General features: G+C 41.4%; 25 protein-coding genes. 2 read left to right on the top strand and 23 right to left on the bottom strand.

All coding sequences use genetic code 11. The annotated features are described in order from the left end of the window. Positions 1-13 precede the first annotated feature (13 nt). Positions 14-859, bottom strand: a complete 846-nt coding sequence (locus P8P68_RS08620) for an undecaprenyl-diphosphate phosphatase (protein WP_000273567.1) — start codon at positions 857-859, stop codon at positions 14-16. A 59-nt stretch (positions 860-918) separates the two neighbouring features. Then, the gene (locus P8P68_RS08615; protein ID WP_049520837.1) at positions 919-2,814 is read right to left on the bottom strand and encodes a DUF2207 domain-containing protein; all 1,896 of its coding nucleotides are present in this window, start codon (positions 2,812-2,814) and stop codon (positions 919-921) included. 129 nt (positions 2,815-2,943) lie between these two features. On the opposite strand from P8P68_RS08615, the gene P8P68_RS08610 reads away from it, so the two are divergent. Further along, complete coding sequence (locus P8P68_RS08610; RefSeq protein WP_000732042.1) at positions 2,944-4,509, top strand: ABC transporter substrate-binding protein/permease; 1,566 nt, start codon at positions 2,944-2,946, stop codon at positions 4,507-4,509. Continuing rightward, entirely contained in the window at positions 4,506-5,246 is a 741-nt protein-coding gene (locus P8P68_RS08605; protein WP_049505398.1) for an amino acid ABC transporter ATP-binding protein, read from the top strand. The genes P8P68_RS08610 and P8P68_RS08605 overlap by 4 nt, the downstream gene beginning before the upstream one ends. Before the next feature lie 92 nt (positions 5,247-5,338). On the opposite strand, the gene P8P68_RS08600 is transcribed toward P8P68_RS08605, so the two are convergent. From P8P68_RS08600 to P8P68_RS08500, 21 genes are all read right to left on the bottom strand, one after another. Then, positions 5,339-5,554 (bottom strand): hypothetical protein, encoded by a 216-nt coding sequence (locus P8P68_RS08600; protein ID WP_001130031.1) that lies wholly within the window; start codon positions 5,552-5,554, stop codon positions 5,339-5,341. Positions 5,555-5,660: 106 nt separating this feature from the next. Beyond that, complete coding sequence (locus P8P68_RS08595) at positions 5,661-6,557, bottom strand: SPFH domain-containing protein (protein WP_000244062.1); 897 nt, start codon at positions 6,555-6,557, stop codon at positions 5,661-5,663. 82 nt (positions 6,558-6,639) lie between these two features. Beyond that, complete coding sequence (ilvA, locus tag P8P68_RS08590; protein ID WP_000947300.1) at positions 6,640-7,890, bottom strand: threonine ammonia-lyase IlvA; 1,251 nt, start codon at positions 7,888-7,890, stop codon at positions 6,640-6,642. Between the two features lie 79 nt (positions 7,891-7,969). Continuing rightward, complete coding sequence (ilvC, locus tag P8P68_RS08585; protein ID WP_235097868.1) at positions 7,970-8,992, bottom strand: ketol-acid reductoisomerase; 1,023 nt, start codon at positions 8,990-8,992, stop codon at positions 7,970-7,972. An 89-nt stretch (positions 8,993-9,081) separates the two neighbouring features. Further along, positions 9,082-9,558: an acetolactate synthase small subunit gene (gene ilvN / locus P8P68_RS08580; RefSeq protein WP_001253813.1), complete on the bottom strand. Its 477-nt coding sequence runs from the start codon at positions 9,556-9,558 to the stop codon at positions 9,082-9,084. Continuing rightward, positions 9,551-11,251 (bottom strand): acetolactate synthase large subunit, encoded by a 1,701-nt coding sequence (locus P8P68_RS08575; protein WP_000411743.1) that lies wholly within the window; start codon positions 11,249-11,251, stop codon positions 9,551-9,553. The genes ilvN and P8P68_RS08575 overlap by 8 nt, the downstream gene beginning before the upstream one ends. Before the next feature lie 322 nt (positions 11,252-11,573). Then, the gene (gene fusA, locus P8P68_RS08570; protein ID WP_000090339.1) at positions 11,574-13,655 is read right to left on the bottom strand and encodes an elongation factor G; all 2,082 of its coding nucleotides are present in this window, start codon (positions 13,653-13,655) and stop codon (positions 11,574-11,576) included. 287 nt (positions 13,656-13,942) lie between these two features. Beyond that, positions 13,943-14,413 (bottom strand): 30S ribosomal protein S7, encoded by a 471-nt coding sequence (gene rpsG / locus P8P68_RS08565; protein ID WP_000087873.1) that lies wholly within the window; start codon positions 14,411-14,413, stop codon positions 13,943-13,945. Positions 14,414-14,432: 19 nt separating this feature from the next. Then, positions 14,433-14,846 (bottom strand): 30S ribosomal protein S12, encoded by a 414-nt coding sequence (gene rpsL / locus P8P68_RS08560; protein WP_001142332.1) that lies wholly within the window; start codon positions 14,844-14,846, stop codon positions 14,433-14,435. A 318-nt stretch (positions 14,847-15,164) separates the two neighbouring features. Continuing rightward, on the bottom strand, positions 15,165-15,764 hold the full coding sequence (locus P8P68_RS08555) for a response regulator transcription factor (RefSeq protein ID WP_071851620.1): 600 nt from the start codon (positions 15,762-15,764) through the stop codon (positions 15,165-15,167). A gap of 1 nt (position 15,765) precedes the next feature. Then, positions 15,766-16,863, bottom strand: a complete 1,098-nt coding sequence (locus P8P68_RS08550) for a sensor histidine kinase (RefSeq protein ID WP_000890234.1) — start codon at positions 16,861-16,863, stop codon at positions 15,766-15,768. A gap of 4 nt (positions 16,864-16,867) precedes the next feature. Then, positions 16,868-17,602 carry an ABC transporter permease gene (locus P8P68_RS08545; protein WP_278275871.1) on the bottom strand — a complete coding sequence of 245 codons (735 nt, stop codon included), beginning with the start codon at positions 17,600-17,602 and terminating at the stop codon, positions 16,868-16,870. 12 nt (positions 17,603-17,614) lie between these two features. Continuing rightward, on the bottom strand, positions 17,615-18,490 hold the full coding sequence (locus P8P68_RS08540; protein WP_278275870.1) for an ABC transporter ATP-binding protein: 876 nt from the start codon (positions 18,488-18,490) through the stop codon (positions 17,615-17,617). Next, positions 18,477-18,671, bottom strand: a complete 195-nt coding sequence (locus tag P8P68_RS08535; protein ID WP_000709170.1) for a hypothetical protein — start codon at positions 18,669-18,671, stop codon at positions 18,477-18,479. The genes P8P68_RS08540 and P8P68_RS08535 overlap by 14 nt, the downstream gene beginning before the upstream one ends. Continuing rightward, positions 18,668-18,874: a hypothetical protein gene (locus P8P68_RS08530; protein WP_000390701.1), complete on the bottom strand. Its 207-nt coding sequence runs from the start codon at positions 18,872-18,874 to the stop codon at positions 18,668-18,670. Before P8P68_RS08530 ends, P8P68_RS08535 begins: the two co-directional genes overlap by 4 nt. Positions 18,875-18,998: 124 nt before the next feature. Continuing rightward, positions 18,999-20,666 (bottom strand): DAK2 domain-containing protein, encoded by a 1,668-nt coding sequence (locus P8P68_RS08525; RefSeq protein WP_049478837.1) that lies wholly within the window; start codon positions 20,664-20,666, stop codon positions 18,999-19,001. 2 nt (positions 20,667-20,668) lie between these two features. Next, the gene (locus P8P68_RS08520; protein ID WP_000216437.1) at positions 20,669-21,034 is read right to left on the bottom strand and encodes an Asp23/Gls24 family envelope stress response protein; all 366 of its coding nucleotides are present in this window, start codon (positions 21,032-21,034) and stop codon (positions 20,669-20,671) included. Positions 21,035-21,186: 152 nt separating this feature from the next. Continuing rightward, positions 21,187-21,375, bottom strand: a complete 189-nt coding sequence (gene rpmB, locus P8P68_RS08515; RefSeq protein WP_001140948.1) for a 50S ribosomal protein L28 — start codon at positions 21,373-21,375, stop codon at positions 21,187-21,189. Positions 21,376-21,481: 106 nt separating this feature from the next. Beyond that, a complete protein-coding gene (locus P8P68_RS08510; protein ID WP_049489486.1) occupies positions 21,482-22,156 on the bottom strand; it encodes a membrane protein in 675 nt (224 codons plus the stop codon). Between the two features lie 5 nt (positions 22,157-22,161). Continuing rightward, a complete protein-coding gene (locus tag P8P68_RS08505; protein WP_049489485.1) occupies positions 22,162-22,608 on the bottom strand; it encodes a LytTR family DNA-binding domain-containing protein in 447 nt (148 codons plus the stop codon). Between the two features lie 113 nt (positions 22,609-22,721). Beyond that, on the bottom strand, positions 22,722-23,225 hold the full coding sequence (locus P8P68_RS08500; RefSeq protein WP_049489483.1) for a phosphatase PAP2 family protein: 504 nt from the start codon (positions 23,223-23,225) through the stop codon (positions 22,722-22,724). Positions 23,226-23,235 lie beyond the last annotated feature (10 nt).

Here is a 23,235-nt window from a genome sequence, read left to right as displayed (position 1 = left end):
TCAAGCTTTTTTCTTATACAAACAAACGCACAAAACTATAGAGCAACAAGACACTACCGAGTACGATACGGTATTTACCAAAGAGTGTAAAGTCGTGTTTTTTCACATAACTGGTCAAGAAACGAATAGCAACCATGCTGACCGCAAAGGCAACACCCATGGCAACCAAGAGCAAGAACAGTTGTCCAAAACTCAAGAGTTGACCTGCTTTAATAAATTTGAAAATCTTTAAAGCGCTGGCTCCGAACATAACAGGAATTCCGAGATAGAAGGTGAACTCTGTTACGACTGAGCGGCTTGTTCCATTTAACAAACCACCAACGATCGTCGCACCTGAACGGCTCGTTCCTGGAAAGAGGGCGAGGACTTGGAAGAGCCCAATGTAAAGGGCTGTTTTATAGGGCAACTTGTCTAGCTCTGTCACTGTTGGTTCAATGGCTTGCGCCTTATTTCGTTTTTCAAGGTAGATAAAGGCAACACCATAGATAATCAACATGATTGCAACTGAAACCATGTTATGGAAGTTGGCATCAAACCAATCATCTAGTTTAAAAACCAATAGCAAAGGCAAGGTCGCAACAAAGACTTTTGACCACAACTGCCAAGTTCTACGAACTTCTACCTTAGTTTTACCAGGTTTGAAAGGATTAAGCTTGTTAAAGTAAATGACCATAACTGCTAAAATGGCACCAAGCTGGATGACAACATTAAACATGGACATGAAGGCTTCATTCTGGTCCTTGTATTGGACAAATTCTTCAACCAAGATCAAGTGGCCAGTACTTGAAATCGGCAACCATTCTGTAATTCCTTCAACAATCCCAAAAAAGATTGACTTCAAAATTTCAATAAAATACATACATTACTCCTTTTTCTGTCCTCTATTATAGCATAATTTCGGATGTTGCGATAGATTTTTTAGAAGGCGCCGATGCTTCCACCGCCACCTCCTCCTGAGAATCCTCCACCTGAAGAACCACTTCCAGAAGATACAGAGTAATTGCTAGCTGTATTTGCGACAGCAGTATATTGCTTGATTTGTGCAGTTGAGGTGTAGAACTGTGAGTGCCAACCATAGGCTACATAAAGATTCAAATCTGGATTTTCAAGCTGAATATGACGGACTTTCATTAACTTGCTCACCTTCTTGGCATAACCAAAGAGAGTCGCATAGACCAGTAGACGGTTCCAAAGGACGATGCTCTCTAGCTCGGCCTGATCCAGATGAGCGATGTCCCGAAGCATATTTTCAAAACTCGTCCAGAGATAGAAGATTTCCGCTCCTTCCTCTGTTAGAACTCCATCGCGATAGGCTCCTCGCGTGGCAAGATAAACCCAGAAACTAGTCCCTAATCCTGTCAATCCTAAGAGTAGAAATGGGATCGAAAAGAAACCATGTGTTTGCCAGCTATAGTAAAAGAATAGCAGTCCACCTAGAGCTGTTATGGCTGAACAAACTCGCATCCCGAGAGCAAGGCGGCGTTCCTCGCTTGTCAAGGAACGATAGTAGCTTGGGATACGAAGTACATGGACCTTATCCTTGACACAAGACTGAATGCGTTGAAGTCTTCCTTCAAAGGAGCGTTTAAGACGCGAGCCTGTTTCTCGGATATGTTTTTCATCTGACTCTTTGGCACCACGGTAAAGGGAAGATGAAACTTGGTAATCAGGGAAGAGCTCTGAAATAGCCAATTCTTTCTTATTTGACAAAGTCATGCGCAGGCATTCCTTCTCAAAATTGGACAAACCCTTTTCACTGATAATGCGCACATAAGGTTCCTCATCCCCTTGGAAAATAGATAAATGGCCTCGATCTACTAAATCCAACAAGGTTGCCTGAATCAAACGTTCAAAAGTAAATTTACCAAACCCTGATTTGTTTAGGGGATTGACTTCCTCTAAGGAGGTTGAATACACTGCTTCTGCTAAAACCATTGGAGGCAAATCCATCGGTGGTTCGTAGAGTCGATGATCTTTTGGAAAGACCTTTTTAATGCTTGTACTCTGACGAAACTTCCTATAGAAGAGAGGAACTAGAAGTAAGAGACTCATAAAAATGACGGGAAATACCCATTTCATCAACATCTCACTTTGCGCTTTTTCTGTCGCTATATTGCTTTCAATCCGGTTAAAATCGGTTAAACGTTCTTCCTCTAATCCTTGATCTGGAGCTTCTGCAAAAGCACTTCTCGGCCAGTAAGCATGTAATTCGATTTGTCGCTTTCTCGGAAGGTCTTTCATTTTGACATGATAGAGATTATTTACTTTTTCAACACTAGAGTCCCTTAGGAGTTGGCCTGCATGAAAATAGAGTTTCTCTGCTGGAGTATCTGAGCTGACCTTGAACTCAATCTCTTTGATGTCTCCAGTACTATCTGTCAAGGGTTGCCAATTTAGCTCTGCGATATCCTTATATAAGAAGAGAAGGTTTGTTAGTTTCCAGGTAACCGTTACACGAACAGTATCTCCAGCATATCCAGCATTGTAAATTTTTACCTTGTAGCCGTCCTCTTCCTCCATAGTATAGAAGGAAACATTTTGAACAATTCTTCCATTTTTAGAGACCTGAACAGTCGGGTCGGGATCAATGTCAAATCCTTCCGGCATTTTCCCAGCTTTCCCTAGTCCAACCAACTGACCATTATAATCGTCTCCAAAGCGGTAGGTAATTGTTTCCTTAAAAATTGCAGTATTATCTGCATGAATATTCAAATCCCCCTGATAGGATAAGATATCAAAGTCTACTGCAAAAACCAAGCTCGGGATAAATAATAAATAAGTAAATACCAAAGCCAACAGCCATCTTTTTTTCATGATCGGTTCCCTTTCAATCTTTTTACCATTATATCATTTTTTATAAGTAAAGGCTTACTTGTATTGAAAATCTCACTATTTTTAGATACAATAGAGAGAGTCATTTTTAGACTAGAAATAGGAGAAAACATGAAAAAATTATGCTTATCTATCCTTGCTAGCCTAGCCCTTACCTTAGGACTAGTTAGCCAAGTCCAAGCCGACGAATATTTACGCATCGGGATGGAGGCTGCTTACGCTCCCTTCAACTGGACTCAAGACGACGATAGTAACGGCGCCGTCAAAATCGACGGTACCAACCAATATGCCAACGGCTACGATGTTCAAATCGCAAAAAAGATTGCCAAAGACTTAGGCAAGGAACCTTTGGTCGTGAAAACCAAATGGGAAGGACTTGTTCCAGCACTTACTTCTGGCAAAATCGATATGATCATTGCCGGTATGAGCCCAACCGCTGAACGCAAACAAGAAATTGCTTTTTCAAGCAGTTACTATACTAGCGAACCGGTTCTATTGGTAAAAAAGGACTCTGCCTATGCGAATGCCAAATCTTTGGAAGACTTTAGTGGAGCAAAAATCACGTCTCAACAAGGTGTTTATCTTTATGACCTGATTTCCCAAATTCCAGGTGCCAAAAAAGAAACAGCTATGGGTGACTTCGCCCAAATGCGTCAAGCTCTGGAAGCTGGTGTTATTGATGCCTATGTTTCTGAACGACCTGAAGCAATGACCGCTGAGTCTGCTAACGCTAAGTTCAAAATGATCCAACCTCAACCAGGTTTCAAAACTGGCGAAGAAGATACAGCTATTGCCATTGGACTTCGTAAAGATGACAGCCGCATCAGCCAAATCAATGCCAGTATCGAAAACATCTCTAAGGATGAACAAGTAGCCCTCATGGATCGTATGATCAAAGAGCAACCTGTGGAGTCTACAACAACAGAGGAAGAAAGTAGTTTCTTTAGCCAAGTCGCTAAGATTCTTTCTGAGAACTGGCAACAACTCTTGCGTGGTGCTGGTATCACACTCTTAATCTCCATTATCGGAACCATCACAGGTCTCCTTATCGGACTTGCGATCGGGGTCTTCCGTACCGCTCCACTATCTGAGAACAAGGCAATGTACGCCCTACAGAAACTAGTCGGTTGGATTCTCAATGTCTATATCGAGATCTTCCGTGGTACACCGATGATTGTTCAATCTATGGTTATCTACTATGGAACTGCCCAAGCTTTCGGTATCAATCTTGACCGCACACTAGCCGCTATCTTCATCGTCTCAATCAACACGGGTGCCTACATGACAGAGATCGTTCGTGGTGGTATTCTAGCAGTTGACAAAGGACAGTTTGAAGCTGCAACTGCTCTTGGTATGACCCACAATCAAACCATGCGTAAGATTGTCCTGCCTCAGGTTGTCCGTAATATTCTACCTGCTACTGGTAATGAGTTTGTCATCAATATCAAAGATACCTCTGTATTGAACGTTATTTCAGTTGTTGAGCTTTATTTCTCAGGAAATACTGTAGCAACACAAACCTATCAATACTTCCAGACCTTTACCATCATCGCCGTGATTTACTTTGTCCTCACCTTTACTGTGACCCGTATCCTACGCTTCATCGAGCGTCGTATGGACATGGATACTTACACTACAGGTGCTAACCAAATGCAAACGGAGGATTTGAAAAAATGACACAACCAATCCTTGAAATCAAACACCTCAAAAAATCATATGGGCAAAACGAAGTGCTAAAAGACATTTCTCTCGCCGTCCATAAAGGAGAGGTTATTTCCATCATCGGGAGCTCAGGAAGCGGAAAATCAACCTTCCTTCGTTCGATTAATTTACTAGAGACACCTACAGAGGGAGAGATTCTCTATCGAGGAGAAAATGTCTTAGAAAAAGGCTATAACCTCACCCATTATCGTGAAAAACTCGGTATGGTTTTCCAATCTTTCAATCTCTTTGAAAATCTGAATGTCCTTGAAAATACGATCGTTGCTCAGACGACTGTCCTTAAACGTGATCACTCTGAAGCTGAAAAAATTGCCAAAGAGAATCTCGAAAAAGTTGGCATGGGAGAACGCTACTGGCAAGCCAAACCGAAGCAACTCTCAGGAGGTCAAAAACAACGCGTGGCTATCGCCCGCGCACTCTCCATGAATCCTGATGCCATTCTCTTCGACGAACCAACATCTGCCCTTGACCCTGAAATGGTCGGAGAAGTCCTCAAAATTATGCAGGATTTGGCTCAAGAAGGCTTGACCATGATCGTCGTAACCCACGAAATGGAATTCGCTCGCGATGTCTCTCACCGTGTCATCTTTATGGATAAGGGCGTCATTGCTGAAGAAGGTAAACCAGAAGACCTCTTCACGAACCCTAAAGAAGAACGGACAAAAGAATTTCTTCAACGTTATCTCAGCTAATAAACAAAGACTGCATAAAGAATGCAGTCTTTTTAATTTGTAATTGTAAAGAAAAGGCAGACTCGACTCAGGAATCTGCCTGTGACCACAGTTTAATCTTCAAATTTTTCATGATTTTTTTCATAGAAATCGATTAAACCAAGAGCTGTTTCAAATGAAATATTTTTAACTTTTGCGCGTCCTTGTGCTAGAGCAATGATAGACATTTCACGCGCGTTCGTTTCTTTAGAGATACGGTAGCCTGTGATTTTCTTATCACGAACCCAGCCAACAACTGCTTCTACTTTTTCAAAGTTCGACTTAGCCATGTTCTTCTCCTAAATTATTCTTTACAATACTTAATTGTATACGTTTTTATTTCGTTTGTCAATAAAAAAACATATATTCGTCGCAACTATATTATTCCGCATATTTTTATTTGGCTTTTAAAGCCGATAATATATGAGTTCTTATATCCTCGACTCCATTAGGATTTGCTGGTAGGAAGATTGTATTATTACCCTCTTTATCTGCAAAATTATTCAACGTATCTAAATACTGGTTCGTTAATAGGATAGACATGATTTGTTCTTCAGTTAGCTCAACATTGGCTCCTTTTAACTCTTGGATAGAATCAGCTAGTCCGTCAACAATTGCTTTACGCTGCTCTGCAATCCCTACACCATGTAGGCGATCTTTTTCTGCTTCAGCTTCTGCTGCGGTCACGATTTTAATCTTATCCGCTTCAGCAAGCTCTTGCGCCGCAACTCTCTTACGTTGAGCCGCGTTAATTTCATTCATTGATTGTTTTACTTCAGCATCAGGTTCAACCTTAGTAATCAGCGTTTTGACAATGATATACCCATATGTAGACATTTCTTCAGCCACTTGTTTTTGAACTTCTAAGGCGATTTCATCCTTCTTCTCAAACAACTCATCTAGGGTTAGCTTTGGTACAGATGAACGCAAAGCATCTTCAATATAGGATTTAATTTGGGCTTCTGGACGCATCAATTTATAATAAGCATCTGTGACATTGTTTTCATTTACTCGATACTGAGTTGCCACATTCATCGTTACAAATACATTATCTTGCGTCTTTGTCTCTACAACAATCTCACTTTGCAACAAGCGTAGTTGAACTCTTGCTGCAATCCTATCAATCCCAAAAGGAGCTCGTAAATGAATACCACTATTGCTCAACTTTTGGTATTTACCAAAGCGTTCTATGATAGCGACAGATTGTTGTCGAACCACATACACAGAACTAACCATAATCACTGATGCAATCACCACTAAAAACAATAAAACAAGTAAAATTTGTAAAACCATGGGAATCTCCCCCTTTCATCACCCTCATTATAGCACCATCATTACCATTACGCAAATAATATGATAATAATTTTATTTTAGCTTAAACTAGCATATTATACAACGTTTCGTTCCCATTCAAATTAATATAAGATGGGTCAAACTTTTCCATTCGATGGATCAATCCAGCATAGTCATGCTTATTGGCAAGAGCTACCCCAATCAATACAGGCCCTGTCCCCTTGCTTGCTCGTTTGATATATTCAAAACGAGTGATGTCATCATTTGGCCCCAAAATGTCATTTACAAACTCTCGTAGAGCTCCTGGACGTTGTGGGAAATTCACTACAAAGTAATGCTTGATTCCATCGTAAATCAAGGCACGTTCTTCCATCTCTGGCATGCGGTTGATATCGTTATTTCCTCCAGAAATAATACAACAAATCGTCTTGCCTTTGATATAGTCTGATAAAACTTCCAAGGCTGCAACGCTGGCAGCTCCGGCTGGTTCTGCTACAATACCTTGTTTGGAATAAAGATCAATCAAGGTTTCGGAAATCAATCCCTCGTCCACCCCAATCAGCGTTTCAACATTCTTACGGGTCGCTTCATAGGTTAATTGTCCAACCTTTTGTACGGCTATCCCATCAGCAAACTTATCAATTTCTTTAAGCTTAACTGGTCCCCCAGCTTCAAAGGCAGCTTTCATAGAGCGAGCACCATTAGCTTCTACCCCGATCACTTCAATAGTCGGGTTGGTTTCCTTAATATAAGTAGAAACACCGGCAATCAATCCGCCACCACCTACTGGTACAAGTACTGTATCAAAATCAATAGACTCTTTACGGGCTTCTTCAAGAATTTCATAGGCTACAGTCCCTTGACCAGCTTGAACATGCGCATCATCAAAAGGATCGATAAAGGTGCGGTTTTCTGTCAATGTAAATTCTTGTGCTGCCTTAGCAGAAGCATCAAAGGTATCCCCAACCAACTTGATCGTCACAAACTCTCCACCGAAAAAGCGAACCTGCCCAATCTTTTGTTGCGGTGTTGTGATGGGCATAAAGATCGTTGCAGGAATCTTCATCTCATTACAAGTATAGGCGACACCTTGGGCATGATTTCCCGCAGAGGCACAGACTACACCACGCTCGCGTTCTTCTTTTGACAGTTGAGAAATGGCATAATAGGCTCCACGAATTTTAAAAGAGCGAACTCGTTGCGCATTCTCCTTTTTGAGATAAATCTTTGCTTGGTATTTTTCTGATAAATAATGATCATATTCTAGTGGTGTATCAACTACTACACCACTCAAAACTTTGTGGGCTTTTACCACATCTTTTGCACTTAGCATTGTCTCCTCCTCAAATACTGTTCAAGATAAAAAACGAGTTAGGTACCCCCAACTCGCCTTCTGTCTCTCTTTACAAGAATTAATTGTAGATTTTGAATGCGTCGTCGTCGTTTTTACCAACGAAAGGCATTGCTTTACGCAATTCTGCACCAACTTTTTCAATTTCAAGGTTAGCTGCTTGTTCACGGTAAGCAGTTAATTTTGGACGACCAGCCTTGTAGTCATTTACAAAGTCATTTGCAAATTTACCATTTTGGATATCTGCCAAAACAGCTTTCATGTTTTCTTTAACTTGCTCAGTAATCACACGTGGACCTGATACATAGTCACCGTATTCAGCAGTGTTTGAAATAGATTGACGCATTTTCTTGAATCCACCTTCATAAATCAAGTCAACGATCAATTTCATTTCATGAAGAACTTCAAAGTAAGCCAATTCTGGGGCATAGCCTGCTTCTGTCAAAACTTCAAAACCTGCTTCGATAAGGGCAGTCAAACCACCACAAAGTACAGCTTGTTCACCAAACAAATCTTCTTCAGTTTCTTCTTTGTAAGTTGTTTCAAGCAACCCAACACGAGCAGCCCCAACACCTTTACACCAGTCCATAGCAATGTTTTTAGCATTTCCTGTAGCATCTTGGTAAACTGCGTAAAGAGCTGGCACACCAAATCCTTCTTCGTAAGTACGACGTACCAAGTGTCCTGGTCCTTTAGGAGCACACATGAAGACATCTACATCTGCAGGAACTTTGATAAATTCAAAGTGGATATTGAAACCATGAGCAAATCCAACTGCATTTCCAGCTTCCAAGTTTGGAGCGATTTCTGATTCGTACAATTCTTGTTGGATTTCGTCTGGTGCCAAGATCATGATAACGTCAGCCAATTTAGTTGCTTCTGCTACTGTGTAAGTGTCAAATCCATCTTCTTTTGCTTTGTCAAAAGATTTACCTGGACGCACACCGATGATGACATCACGACCTGAATCACGCAAGTTTTGCGCATGCGCATGTCCTTGTGAACCATAACCGATTACGGCGATTTTTTTACCGTCAAGCGCTGCTACTTTAACATCTTTTTCGTATTCCATTTGAACTGCCATAGTTTTTCTCTCTTTTCTATTTTTATTGCCTTATAGGCTGGTTAAACAAATTTATGCTGGATTTTATACTCATTGAAAATCAAAGAGTATTAGTCGCGGGTAAATCCAGTTGCACCCGTACGAGCGATATTTTTAATACCATATGGTCGAATCACTCGTAATAAAGCTTCACTCTTTTCAGCATTTCCCGTCATCTGGATGGTGATTGAGCTTGGAGCCACATCTACTACCGTTGCACGGAAAGGTTGGATAATGGCCAAGATTTCTGCACGCTTCTCAGCAGGAGCAGATACTTTTACCAAGATAACTTCTCTTTCCAAGTGTGGTTTATCTGTGATATCTCGAATGCGAATCACATCAATCTGACGATTGAGCTGTTTAATGATTTGCTCTACTTCATCATGAGATGCTACATCAATAATGATGGTGATGCGAGATACATTGGGGTTCTCTGTCGCACCAACTGAGATACTCTCAATATTGACTTGACGACGAGAAAGGACACCTGTAAAACGATTCAAAACTCCTGAACGGTTTTGCAATCTAGCTGTTAACATTCTACGCATGGAACTTCACCCCCAACATCTCATGATTGCTCTTACCAGCTGGTACCATCGGTAAGACCTGTTCCTTACGAGAAATATCCACCTCGATAAACATGGGCACATCCTCCAGAATGACTTCTAGATCTTTTTCTATAGTTTCTGGATTGTCAAATTTATAATTTTTAATACCGTAAGCCTGTGCCATCAGCTGGAAGTCAGGAAGTGTATCAAAGACTGACTCGGAAGTTCTTCCCTCATAGAAGGATTCCTGCCACTGACGAACCATTCCTAGTGAGTGGTTATTCAACATGACAACCTTAATCGGCACCTTGTAGATGTTTAAGATTGCTAGCTCTTGGTTGGTCATTTGGAAGCCACCATCACCGACAAAAAGGATAACTTCTTTTTCTGGATTGGCAATCTTGGCTCCGATAGCTGCAGGAACTCCGAACCCCATGGTACCCAAACCACCTGAAGTGACTAACTGACGCTCATTTTGGTAAGGATAATACTGAGCTGTCCACATTTGGTGTTGTCCGACGTCTGTGACAACAATGGCATCTCCATTCGTCAACTCACCGATGCGTTCAATAACGGCCTGAGGCTGAACCACACGTTCTTTCTTATCATAAGAACGAACTCGATTCTTGTCCTTGGTGACTTTTTCAATCCACTTTTCAGTATTGTTATGAACAGTTGGTTCTGCCAGTAGCATCTGCAAGGCTTTCTTAGCATCCCCCACTACAGGAATATCTGCACTGATAATCTTACCAATCTCAGCTGGGTCAATGTCGATATGGGCAACCTTAGCATTCTTCGCAAAGGTCTTAGGATTCCCCGTCAATCGGTCATCGAAACGGCAACCAATACTAATCATAAAGTCCGCTTCCGTCATTGCAATGTTGGCCGCGAAAGAACCGTGCATGCCTCCCATTCCTAGGAAGAGCGGATGACTCGTTGCAATGGTGCCTTGCCCCAAAAGACTAGTGACTACTGGAATTTGATAACGTTCAGCAAATTCATTGAGTTCCTTAGAAGCTTCCGCATAGCTGATACCACCACCTGCTAACAAAACAGGTTTCTTGGCTTTTGACAATTGCTTCAAGATTTTCTTGATTTGCATGTCATTCGGATCAAGCGTCGGTTGGTAACTTGGTAAATTAACTTCTGGCGAATAGATGAAATCTGTCTCTAGAGCTGATACATCCTTTGGTAAGTCAATCACAACTGGACCTGGTCGACCTGTCGTTGCGATATGGACAGCTTCCGTAATGATACGGGGAATATCTGCTGTCTCACGGACTTGGTAATTGTACTTGGTAATGGGCATGGTAATCCCCACGATGTCTGCTTCTTGAAAGGCATCTTTCCCAATCCCAGCTCGCGCAACCTGACCTGTAAAGACCAAAAGGGGAACGCTATCGCTCATGGCATCTGCAATCCCTGTAATGGCATTTGTTGCTCCCGGCCCACTCGTGACGACGGCAACGCCCAACTTTCCAGTTGATTTGGCATATCCTTCAGCTTCGTGCAAACAACCTTGCTCATGGCGTCCTAAGATGTGGCGAATACCTTTAAAATTGTATATCGCATCATACAAAGGTAAGACTGCACCACCAGGATAACCAAAAATGGTATCAATCCCTAAGTCCCGAAGTGTTTCCAAAACTAGGTCCGACCCCGTCTTAGGAGATTCTAAACTGATTTTCTCCATTGTTCCCCTTTCTCTTCTCTTAAAAAAATAGCTTGTTACTATCATACCATTTTTTCAAAAATTTTCAAGGCAAAAGAGTCAATTTTCTGAATTTTCTATCTAAAAGTGTATTTATGAATCTTTTCCTCATTTTTATTAACTTTTCTACGGAATTAGGAACCTTTATTTACTTTAATTTATCAAATTAGAATATTTTCTTTCTGGATAAAGTTAGTATTTTTCTCAATTAGCGATCAAATTCGTATACTATATTCAGCAAAAATGAATAGTTAAAGACAAAAAAGGAAGCCACTAAGTGACTTCCTTCTAGAGTGAGGACTGATTAGTCTTCACCTTTGTTTTTCTTAATGATTTCTTCTTGTACTGACTTAGGTACATCTTCGTAGTGGTCAAATACCATCATGAATGTACCACGTCCTTGAGATGCAGAACGAAGAACTGTTGCGTAACCGAACATTTCAGCAAGTGGAACGTAAGCACGAACGATTTGGCTGTTACCGTGAGCTTCCATACCATCTACACGTCCACGACGAGCAGTTACGTGACCCATAACATCACCAAGGTTTTCTTCTGGAACAGTGATGGTTACAAGCATCATTGGTTCAAGGATAGCTGGTTGTGCTGATTTAGCAGCTTCTTTAAGGGCAAGTGAAGCCGCGATCTTGAAGGCAGTTTCAGATGAGTCGACATCGTGGTATGAACCATCGTAAAGCTTAGCTTTAACGTCAACCATTGGGTAACCTGCAAGAACACCATTAGCCATAGATTCTACCAAACCTTTTTCAACCGCTGGGATAAATTCACGAGGAACCACACCACCGACGATTGCGTTTTCGAATTCGAATCCTTTACCTTCTTCGTTTGGAGTAAATTCAATCCATACATCACCGAATTGACCTTTACCACCAGACTGACGTTTGAAGAATCCACGTGCTTGAGTAGAAGCGCGGAATGTTTCACGGTAAGATACTTGAGGAGCACCTACGTTCGCTTCCACTTTGAACTCACGACGCATACGGTCAACAAGGACATCAAGGTGAAGCTCACCCATACCAGAGATAACTGTTTCACCAGTTTCAACGTTTGTTTCAACGCGGAATGTTGGATCTTCTTCAGCCAATTTTTGAAGGGCGATACCCATCTTGTCTTGGTCAGCTTTAGATTTTGGCTCAACCATCAATTGGATAACTGGTTCTGGAACGTTGATTGACTCAAGGATGATTTTAGCTTTTTCATCTGTCAATGAGTCACCAGTTGTAGTATCTTTCAAACCAACGGCAGCAGCGATATCACCTGAGTAAACAGTGTCAATTTCTTGACGGCTGTTAGCGTGCATTTGAAGGATACGTCCGATACGTTCACGTTTACCTTTAGATGTGTTCAATACGTATGAACCTGATTGGAGAACACCTGAGTATACACGGAAGAATGTCAAACGACCTACGAATGGGTCAGTCATGATCTTGAAGGCAAGAGCTGCAAATGGCTCTTCGTCAGATGCTGGACGAGTTTCTTCTTCATCTGTATCTGGGTTGATACCTTTGATTGCTGGGATATCAAGTGGGCTTGGAAGGTAGTCAATAACCGCATCAAGCATCAATTGAACACCTTTGTTCTTGAAGGCAGAACCACACAATACTGGGAAGAATTCAACGTTGATAGTTGCTTTACGGATAGCAGCTTTCAATTCTTCGTTAGTGATTTCTTCACCTTCAAGGTATTTCATCATCAAGTCTTCATCAGTTTCAGCAACTGCTTCAACCAATTTTTCACGGTATTCTTGAGCTTGGTCAAGGTATTCAGCTGGGATGTCTTCTTCAAGGATATCTGTACCAAGGTCGTTAGTATAGATTTCAGCTTTCATCTTGATCAAGTCGATGATACCACGGAAGTCATCTTCAGCACCGATTGGCAATTGGATTGGGTGTGCGTTTGCTTGAAGACGGTCGTGAAGTGTGCTTACTGAGTAAAGGAAGTCAGCACCGATTTTATCCATTTTGTTAGCAAATACGATACGTGGAACTCCGTACTCAGTTGCTTGACGCCAAACTGTTTCAGTTTGAGGCTCAACACCTGATTGTGAGTCAAGAACAGTAACCGCACCGTCCAATACACGAAGAGAACGTTGTACTTCGATAGTGAAGTCCACGTGTCCTGGTGTGTCAATGATGTTTACGCGGTGGTTGTTCCATTGAGCTGTTGTCGCAGCAGATGTGATAGTGATACCACGTTCTTGCTCTTGCTCCATCCAGTCCATTTGTGACGCACCTTCGTGAGTTTCACCAATTTTGTGGATTTTACCAGTGTAGTAAAGAATACGCTCAGTAGTTGTTGTTTTACCGGCATCGACGTGAGCCATGATACCGATATTACGAGTTTTTTCAAGTGAAAATTCGCGTGCCATGAGGTTTGTTTCTCCTATTTATTTTAATTTCTATTCTATTATAACACGATTTTAATAAAAACGGATAGGCAGGACCTACCCGTTCTCAATGTTTATCTTGTTTTTGTTGGTTTCAACTTGTAGACAAGTTGAATTGAACTCGGGCTAAAAGCTCAAGTTAACTGATTCGAACTCAATTGAACTCGGGCTAAAAGCTCGGAAAATAGATAAGCTTTCCTAGAATCTTTGATTCTGCGTCAAGCTTCCTAATTTTCAGTCGCTTTTTTAACGCCCTTAGTATCTTATTCTTACCAACGGAAGTGTGCGAAGGCACGGTTAGCTTCAGCCATACGGTGAGTGTCTTCACGTTTCTTAACAGCTGCACCAGTGTTGTTAGCAGCATCCAAGATTTCTTTTGCAAGACGGTCTTGCATTGTGTGTTCACCACGAAGGCGAGCGATTGTTACCAACCAACGAAGTCCAAGTGTTGTACGACGTTCTGGACGAACTTCAACTGGGACTTGGTAGTTAGATCCACCAACACGACGTGCACGTACTTCAAGTACAGGCATGATGTTTTCCATAGCTGTTTCAAATACTTCAAGTGCATCGTTTCCAGTAGCTTCTTTGATTTGCTCAAAAGCACCGTAAACGATTGAAGCAGCTGTACCACGTTTACCATCAAGCATAACGCGGTTGATAAGACGAGTAACTAGTTGTGAATTGTAAAGCGGATCTGGCAATACGTCACGCTTTGGAGCTCTATTTTTACGACTCATTTCTCTTTATCCCCTTTCCTTATGCTTTTGGACGTTTAGTACCGTATTTAGAACGGCCTTGTTTACGATCGTTAACACCTGCAGTATCAAGTGCACCACGGACGATATGGTAACGTACCCCTGGAAGGTCTTTTACACGTCCACCACGAAGAAGCACCACGCTGTGCTCTTGCAAGTTGTGTCCGATACCTGGGATGTAGGCAGTAACTTCGATAAGGTTGCTCAAACGTACACGAGCGAATTTACGAAGGGCAGAGTTAGGTTTTTTAGGTGTCATTGTTCCCACACGAGTTGCAACACCACGTTTTTGTGGTGAAGAAACGTTTGTTTGAACTTTTTTGTGACTGTTGTAACCAACGTTCAAAGCTGGTGATTTAGATTTTTCTACTTTTGATTTACGCGGTTTGCGAACCAATTGGTTAATTGTAGGCATCTACATTCTCCTGTGTTTTTTTATTTTTGGTGATGATACACTTGGTGACAGCTACCATCTGTGTGTACTTTTGCAACATTTGTCAGCACGTCCCTGTACACTTTTGAGAGACCAAAAGTAAAAAGTACCGTCTATTATTGTAACACAATTTTTCCTTCATTGTCAAGATATTTTTCATTTTTATTCTGATCTTTTAACTCTTTGACACTAGCTTTCACCGCTTTTCTAAACCAGAAAAGGAGACAATTTGCCTCCTCCTTTCTAGTATGGTTTTCCTTTGATTCAAGTTGTCATTTCGGAATTTTTTAACCCTTCTTATCAAAGCCAACCAGATTCTTTTGCGATGTTGGCTGCCTCTGTTCGATTGCCTGCATCTAACTTGGAAAAAATATTGGTGACATAGTTTCGGACGGTTCCGTTTGATAGATAGAGTTGGTCTGCAATTTCTTGGTTGGATAAGCCCTGAGCGATTCCCTTTAAGACAGCAATCTCTTGTTCTGTCAACGGATTGGGGTGCGTCATCACCACTTCCATCAATTCAGGCGAATATTCCTTGCGTCCTTCGAGAACAGTGTGCAAGGTTTGCATGAGGTCTGCAATGCTTCTTTCTTTCAAGACATAGGCATCCACTCCAGCCTTAATCGCGCGTTCAAAATAGCCAGGGCGCTTGAAGGTTGTCACCACAACCACCTTTGTTTCTAGCTTTTCTGCTCGTATCCACTCCAAGACTTCGAGGCCTGTCTTAACAGGCATTTCTACGTCAAGAATGGCGATATCGACAGACTCTTTTTCTAAAAGTTGGATTGCTTCTTGGCCATCCTTGGCTTGTAGGACAGAATCTACATCTGGTTGAAAGGCAAGCAACTGGCACATAGCATCTCGCAACATACTTTGATCTTCTGCAACAAGTAATTTCATCTTAGTTTCTCTCCTTATAAGGTAGCCGAACCTGCACTTCAGTTGGATGTTTCTGACTAATCACTTTTACTTCTCCTGAAAAAGGAAGGACACGGTCTCGAGCAGTATGGAGTTCATCCCCTTTTAGAGAAGCAAAGCCACAGCCATCATCTCTCACTGTTAGAATGAGTTCTTTCTCTGTTCGTTCTAATTTCAAGTAAGCTTTGGATGCTTTGGCATGTTTGATGATATTGGTCACTAACTCAAGTAAAATCATGGAGGCCGTTGATTCTAATTCCTGAGTTAGGCTAGCTGTATCTAGTTGGTGATTGATTTCCGTTTCAATTCCTGCAATTTCCAGCATTTTTTTAACAGTCGCAAACTCGGAAGCAAGGGTTCTTGTTTTAAGATTTTCGATAATTGTACGAACTTCACGCATTGATTCTTTGCTAATTTGCTGTATTTCTCTTAATTCCTTTTCCACCTGTGGATAGGCCTGCATTTGAAGAAGTTGTAGGGCAAGGTCCGTCTTCACACTCAACATGGCAAAGGTATGGCCTAGACTGTCATGAAGATCCTGACCGATACGACTGCGTTCGTTTTCAGCCAAGAAAAGATTGAGCTTGGCATTTTGTTTCATCTTTTCTTCTTTTATGTCCTCCGACAATCGAATTCGATAAAGACCAAAGGTCATTGCATCGGAAAAGATAAAGGTCACCAAGAAAAAGAGTAGCTGCCAGGGACTAACATGATTGACCATATAGATTCCGGTCAGAATAAATGGTTGCAGGACAATAAAACTGACAAAACGCCAAGAGTGAAAAGAAATCTCATCCAGCTCATAAATAAGGAGATTGGATAAATAAAAGATAAACCATGTGAAACCTGAACTTAGCCAAACAGATGTATAAAAAATGTAGACAAGCATGGACCACCATGCTAGCCACTGCACGGTGCGATTCTGACTGATTAAAACCGAATAGAAGGCAAGTACAAATAGTAGGGTCCATAGCAAGGTTAAAAGCGGGTAATCTCCAACGATGACACCCGCTATAGGAAAGATGATAAACACAATTGAAATATGAAACATATAATGAATGTTTTTAAATTTTTCCAACATAGATTTATTTTACCTCAATCCGTTTTTTCAGTTGAATGACCAGTACACCAAAGAAAACTGTATAGCCTAGCACAACCAAGGCAGCAAGAATGTTAAACTCGTGATGCTCCAAATAAGTAGAAACAACCTGCATCAGTTGATAGGTTGGGGTCAGTTTGCCAATAGATTGGAGCCATTCTGGGAAGGAATCCAAGGGGAACCACAGTCCACCTAGGACAGCCAAAGCAATATAGGCAATATTTCCAACAACCGTCATCAATTGAGCACTAGGAAGCAAGCTCACCAAGACCCCCATACTGATAAAGACCACGCTTCCAACCAGTAACATAACTCCGATTACCAACCAATCAAGCCAAGGCAGAGTCACTCCACGGACAAAATGACCAACCGAAAAGACAACTATAACTGATAACAAGAAAGTTAGCAGAGTGCTGAACAGTTTTGATACATAATATTCTACCATAGATACGGGAGAATGTTGAATCAATTTTTGCCAGTTGTTTGTCTTATCAGACTCGAGTGTGCTTGGGATACTGAAAAAAGCACTTGACATGATACTAAAGAGCGTCATGGCAAAAAGATAGGCTTGAAGAGCAATTTCTGGAATATCTGACCCTGACATCATACCAGAAAAGATAAGGTAAAACACACTTGGAAGTCCGATGGATAGCAAGTAGTAGATGGCTTGCCGTTTCATCAGAATGATTTCTACTTTCATGAGACTTGTCATATTTTTCATCGTCAATCTCCTTTAATCTTGAGTCGTTTCGAAGATACTGTCTAAGAGAGTTCGATTGCGAACTTCAATTTCTTCGATCGTGCAGCCCTTTTCTTGCAAGACTTTCCATACCTGGCTGGCTTCTTTGGTTGTGAAGGAAAGAGCATTTTGCTTGATTTCAAGCTCTTGAATCTGGTCCAAAGTGCTGATAACTTCCTGATAAGTTAGTGGTACCGTAAAATGTTTTTCTTGTTCTTCACCACGCATGGCATAAGGTGTCGTATCGCGAATCAATTCTCCCTTGTGGAGTACCAAAATGCGGTCAGCCGTATGTTCTACCTCTTCGATATAGTGAGAAGAGTAGACAATGGTGGCACCATTTTTCTTTAACTGATTGACAATTTCCCAAAAATGCTGACGTGTCGAGGTATCCATGGCAGCAGTTGGTTCGTCTAAAAATAGAATTTTCGGACGACCTATTAGTGCCAACACAAAAGAGAACAAACGTTTTTGCCCACCAGATAGCTTGCCCGCGAGCTGATTTTTCTGCTTGTCCGAGAATCTCAGCAAATCATCAATTTCTTGATTGGAGAGACTGTTTGGATAGATTGATTGAAAGAAGGATAAGAGTTCTTTCACTTTCAAGTCTTGAACCACCGTATTTTCTTGAGGTAAGATAGAAATAAGCTGCTTTAATCGAGGATCTGTTGGTGCAAAGCCTTGAATAGCTATCTGACCTGAGCTCACGAACTTGTCGCCCAAGAGGCAATCAATCAAGGTCGTCTTACCTGCTCCGTTAGGTCCGATCAAGGCGACACATTCACCATCGTTGATTTCAAAGGAGATGTTCCGCAAGATCTCCTTGTCTTTTATTTTCTTACTCAATTTCTCAACTTTAATCACAGTCATGAGATTCTCCTTTCAACCACTTCATTCCCATAGGGAAAACGACGAAAATCATAAACCCAAAACCCCAAGCACCACGAATAAATTGGCGAAGCACGGTTTGGTCAAACCAACCAGTAAACATTTCCACTAACCATACCAAGAGTGATAGGCTGATAAAGAAATAGATGATTGCTTTTTTCATTCCTCAAACTCCTTTTTCACATCTCTGACCAATTTCAAACCTTCTCTGACAAGCCAAGACATCATTCCAAAGCCAGCAAAGAGCTCCCAAGGAAAATGGTAGAAACCCTCGTCCAATCCTGAAAACATGAGATAGGTCATAACTCCTGCTGCTACTAAACTCACTGCGACAATCATTTTATTTTTCATTTCTTCTTCCTCCATTTCATACTTCAATTATAGTCTTTTGAAGTTAGCGGAGCTAGATGCTTCTGTCACTAGGAAATATGACAAATGTCATAAAAAAAGAAAGCTGTAAAATCAACTTTCTTTTTTATCTATTAAATTTTTATTCCACACTGAAAAGATATGGATATACGGGTTGTTGACCTTGGTGAATCTCTACTTCAACATCTTCAAATTCTTCTGCGATTTCTTGGGCAATTTCATTGGCAAGTTCTTCGCTTCCGTCTTCTCCGACATAGAAAGTCACGATTTCACTGTCTTCGTCCAACATATGCTTCAAAGTTTCAGTCAAGGTTTGGTGCATGTCAGGGTTTGACACGAGGATTTTCCCATCTACCATACCCAGATTGTCATTTTCATGAATTGCTAATCCATCGATAGTTGTATCACGAACGGCTGTTGTTACACTACCGCTGATAACATCACCAAGGGCTGCAGTCATGCGTTCTTTGTTTTCTTCGATTGATTTGCTTGGATCAAAGGCAAGAAGACTGGTCAAACCTTGAGGAATTGTACGTGCTTCTACAACAACAGCAGGTTGTTCAAGCACTTCAGCCGCAGACTGAGCTGCCATAAAGATATTTTTGTTGTTTGGCAAGAAGATGATGTTGCGAGCATTGACCTGTTCAACAGCCTTGATAAAGTCTTCTGTTGAAGGGTTCATCGTCTGACCACCTTCGATAACATAATCCACACCTTGAGCACGGAAGATATCTGCTAAACCTTGACCAGCTACTACTGCGATAAGGGCATACTCTTTTGTTTCAGCAGGCTTGTTGCCTTGAGTTGCTTCTTTTTCAACTTGCGCTTCGTGTTGGTTACGCATGTTGTCCACTTTTACCTTGATCAAGCTACCATATTTGAGACCTTCTTGCATGACAAGACCTGGATCTTCTGTATGGACGTGAACTTTGACAATCTCATCATCGTTGACAACAAGCAGTGAGTCGCCTAAGTCATTCAAGTAGTTACGGAATTCATCATAGTCAAAGTCCTTAGAATAAGTTGGACCTTGTTTGAGGGCTACCATGATCTCCGTACAGTAACCGAAGGTAATATCCTCAGTTGCCACATGACCTGCTACAGACTTGTGGTGCTCTGCATTGATCATTTCACTCATGTTAGCAGGAGTCGCTACAAAGTCTTCAGAAGCACTGTATTCACCAGTAAGAGCTGAAAGGAATCCTTCGTAGATGAAGACCAAACCTTGACCACCTGAGTCCACAACACCAACTTCTTTCAAAACTGGAAGCATTTCTGGTGTCTTAGCCAAAGCTGCTTTCGCGCCTTCCAAGGCTGCACGCATGACCTCAACAGCATCATCTGTCTCCTCGGCTTTTTTCTTAGCCCCAATGGCCGCACCACGAGAAACAGTCAAAATGGTCCCTTCAACTGGTTTCATAACCGCTTTATAAGCTACTTCGACACCAGATTGAAAGGCAAGAGCCAAGTCTTGACCTGTTAATTCATCTTTTTCCTTGATAGCCTGAGAGAAGCCACGGAAGAGCTGAGAAGTGATAACCCCTGAGTTCCCACGCGCACCCATCAAGAGCCCCTTAGCAAGAATGCTCGCCACTTCTCCTACTGTAGAAGCCGGCTTGTCTGCTACTTCTTTGGCACCATTTTCGATGGTCATTCCCATGTTTGTCCCGGTATCTCCATCTGGAACTGGAAAGACATTTAATGAATTGACATATTCTGCTTGCTTATTCAAACGAGTTGATGCAGCCTGCACCATCTCTTGAAATAAGCTGGTAGTAATTTTTGACACGATTATTCTCCTACAACTTTGATATTTTGAATGTAGACATTCACAGTCTGAGCAGTAATTCCTAGTTGGTTTTCCAAACTAAAACGAACACGCTCTTGGATGTTTTTTGAGACTTCACTAATCTTTGTTCCGTAGCTCAACACGGTATAAACATCAACTGCAATGCTACCGTCTTCAGCTGCTTTAACGACTACACCTTTTGAATAATTTTCCTTACCAAGAAGGGCTTGGAAATTATCTTTGAGGGCATTTTTACTAGCCATACCGACCACACCAAAAATCTCAGTTGCTGCACCACCTACTACGGTTGCAATCACTTCATCTGTCAGTTCGATTTGACCATCTTTTGTATTAATTTTTACAGTCATTTTTTTTACCTCAACTAGTTGATACTCTATTTTATCATATTTCAGCCCAAGTGTAAAAGCAGAATGCTGTATCTGCGGATATTTACTCTATTTTTCAAATGGTTTTATCCTTAGAGCAAAAGAAAAAGACCTAAGCGGTCTTTTCATTTTTATTAAACGCGTTCAACTTTACCTGATTTCAAAGCACGAGCTGAAGCCCAAACTTTTTTAGGTTTACCATCGATAAGAACAGTAACTTTTTGAAGGTTTGGTTTTACGGCACGTTTTGTTTGGTTCATCGCGTGTGAACGGTTGTTTCCTGATACAGTCTTACGACCTGTAAAGTAACATACTTTAGCCATTGTGTTTTCCTCCTATTAGATCTAATATAGCGGATGTGCTAGCACCACATACCGTACTATGTTATCACACTTTCTCTATTTTGGCAAGGAAATTCGAAGACTTTTTTTATTTAACGTAAACAACTCCAAGTTTACCAAAAGCGACTTCCCCACGGATAATCAAGGTTTTGTTTGTTGGCGCTACAGGAGCATCTGCCTTAGCTGCACCAAAGGAGGTTTCTACTTTCAAATCAACACGCCAGTGTTGTGGAACATAGACAGTTGCATTCCCGAAGGCCACTTCAATATTTAAAGTTGCAAAATCACCTAGCATCTCTGCATTATCATAGTAGATTTTAGCATCCCCAAAAGCGACTTCCACTTGGTCATCTACGAGATCTTGATCTTGCTTATAGAAGGTCCCGCTACCAAAAGCGACTTCCTTATCCGTGACGACTGTTTTTTTCCCATCGTACCACCATTTTTTTTCATTCCAGAACTTACTTGAATGCGTCAGATAACCAACACCGAGTACCACCAAGATGCTAGCCCAGATGAGAGAATGATTGGTAACTGGCAAAAAGTCATAAGCGTAATTTGCAATGATGAGCGCCAGTAAACCTGTAAAAACTGCCGAAGTGAGGTGGCGTCTAAGGATAGACTCAATGGTCTTATAAGCAAAAAAAACAATACCTAGTAAAGGCCATATCTTGCCATCCAAAGAAGGAATTCCAAAATTCCCTTGCAGCAAGATCCAAGCTGCTAAAACCAATAAAACAATACCAAATGCTTTCTTTTTCATGTTTTTTACCTCATGTTTCTTAGATTTTCTTTTAGGAGGGATTGGTAATGCCGTGAGACATGAACCTCCTTGTGGGTCTGATAAAAGGAAATAGTGCCCGTTCCTGAAAAGGACTTGTCCACTGAGTAAATCTGACGGATGTTTGCGATAGTTGACTTGGACACTCGGCTAAAATAGCGAGGCAAGATGGTCTCCAACTCATAGAGTTTGAGCCGAACCTCATAGGCTTCCTTATGGGTATGGGCGTAGATCTTGCTACCTTCGGTTTCAAAGAAGAGAATCTCTGATAGGTCAAGATAATATTCGCCTGTCCCCTTGTAAAAAATCAACCTCGGAGCTGTCGACTCCTGCAAGAGCCGTTGCAAGTCCGCAATTTCATCTGTCAAAGCAGGGGTCTTGATGACAATTTCAGTTTCTTCTAAATCGCCGTCAATCTCAATTCGTAACTTCATCACATCTCCTTTCTGACTCTACTATATCAAAGCTAGATTAGGAAAACAAGGGCAAAAAAGCAAGTGGTCAATTTGAAGCAGTAAGTGGTTGTCAGACTAGCTTGACTTACATGTCAAAAAAGGAAGAAAAGAACCCCCCACATGAGACCACAAGCGTAACCAACGACCACATCCTTGGGATAATGAACACCCCCTAAAACCCTCACCAAGCCCAGCAAAGCTGAAAAGAGCAAACATACTAAACCAACAGGTAGACTAGCATGCAGACTGGCCATGGAGATGATAGTTGCCGAAAAAACATGGCGACTGGGCATAGACTGTCCCGAACTATCCTTGTCAAGTAAGGGGGCGATGTCCCAAGTTTCGTAGGGGCGTGGATGATTGATTTTCTTACGAAAGAGGGACAAAATTACAAAGCCTGTAGCAGGGACAAGCAAATAGACCCCGACTTGCTGACCAAGTCCTAGCTGCAGGTAAACGGTAACTAGTAAGGTCAGATAGACCAGGGGCATAGCTACTGTCATCAAACGATTAAAACTAAGCAATAGAAATAAAAGAGTTGGATGGCTAGTTAGTTTGGAGCTAATGTTTCTATACCATTCTTGATAATTTTTCATCTATTCTTCT

It is taken from the genome of Streptococcus sp. D7B5 (assembly GCF_029691405.1).
GTDB lineage: Bacteria > Bacillota > Bacilli > Lactobacillales > Streptococcaceae > Streptococcus.
Note: the sequence above shows the minus strand (reverse complement) of the source record. Positions and strands in the feature narration are given on the sequence as shown.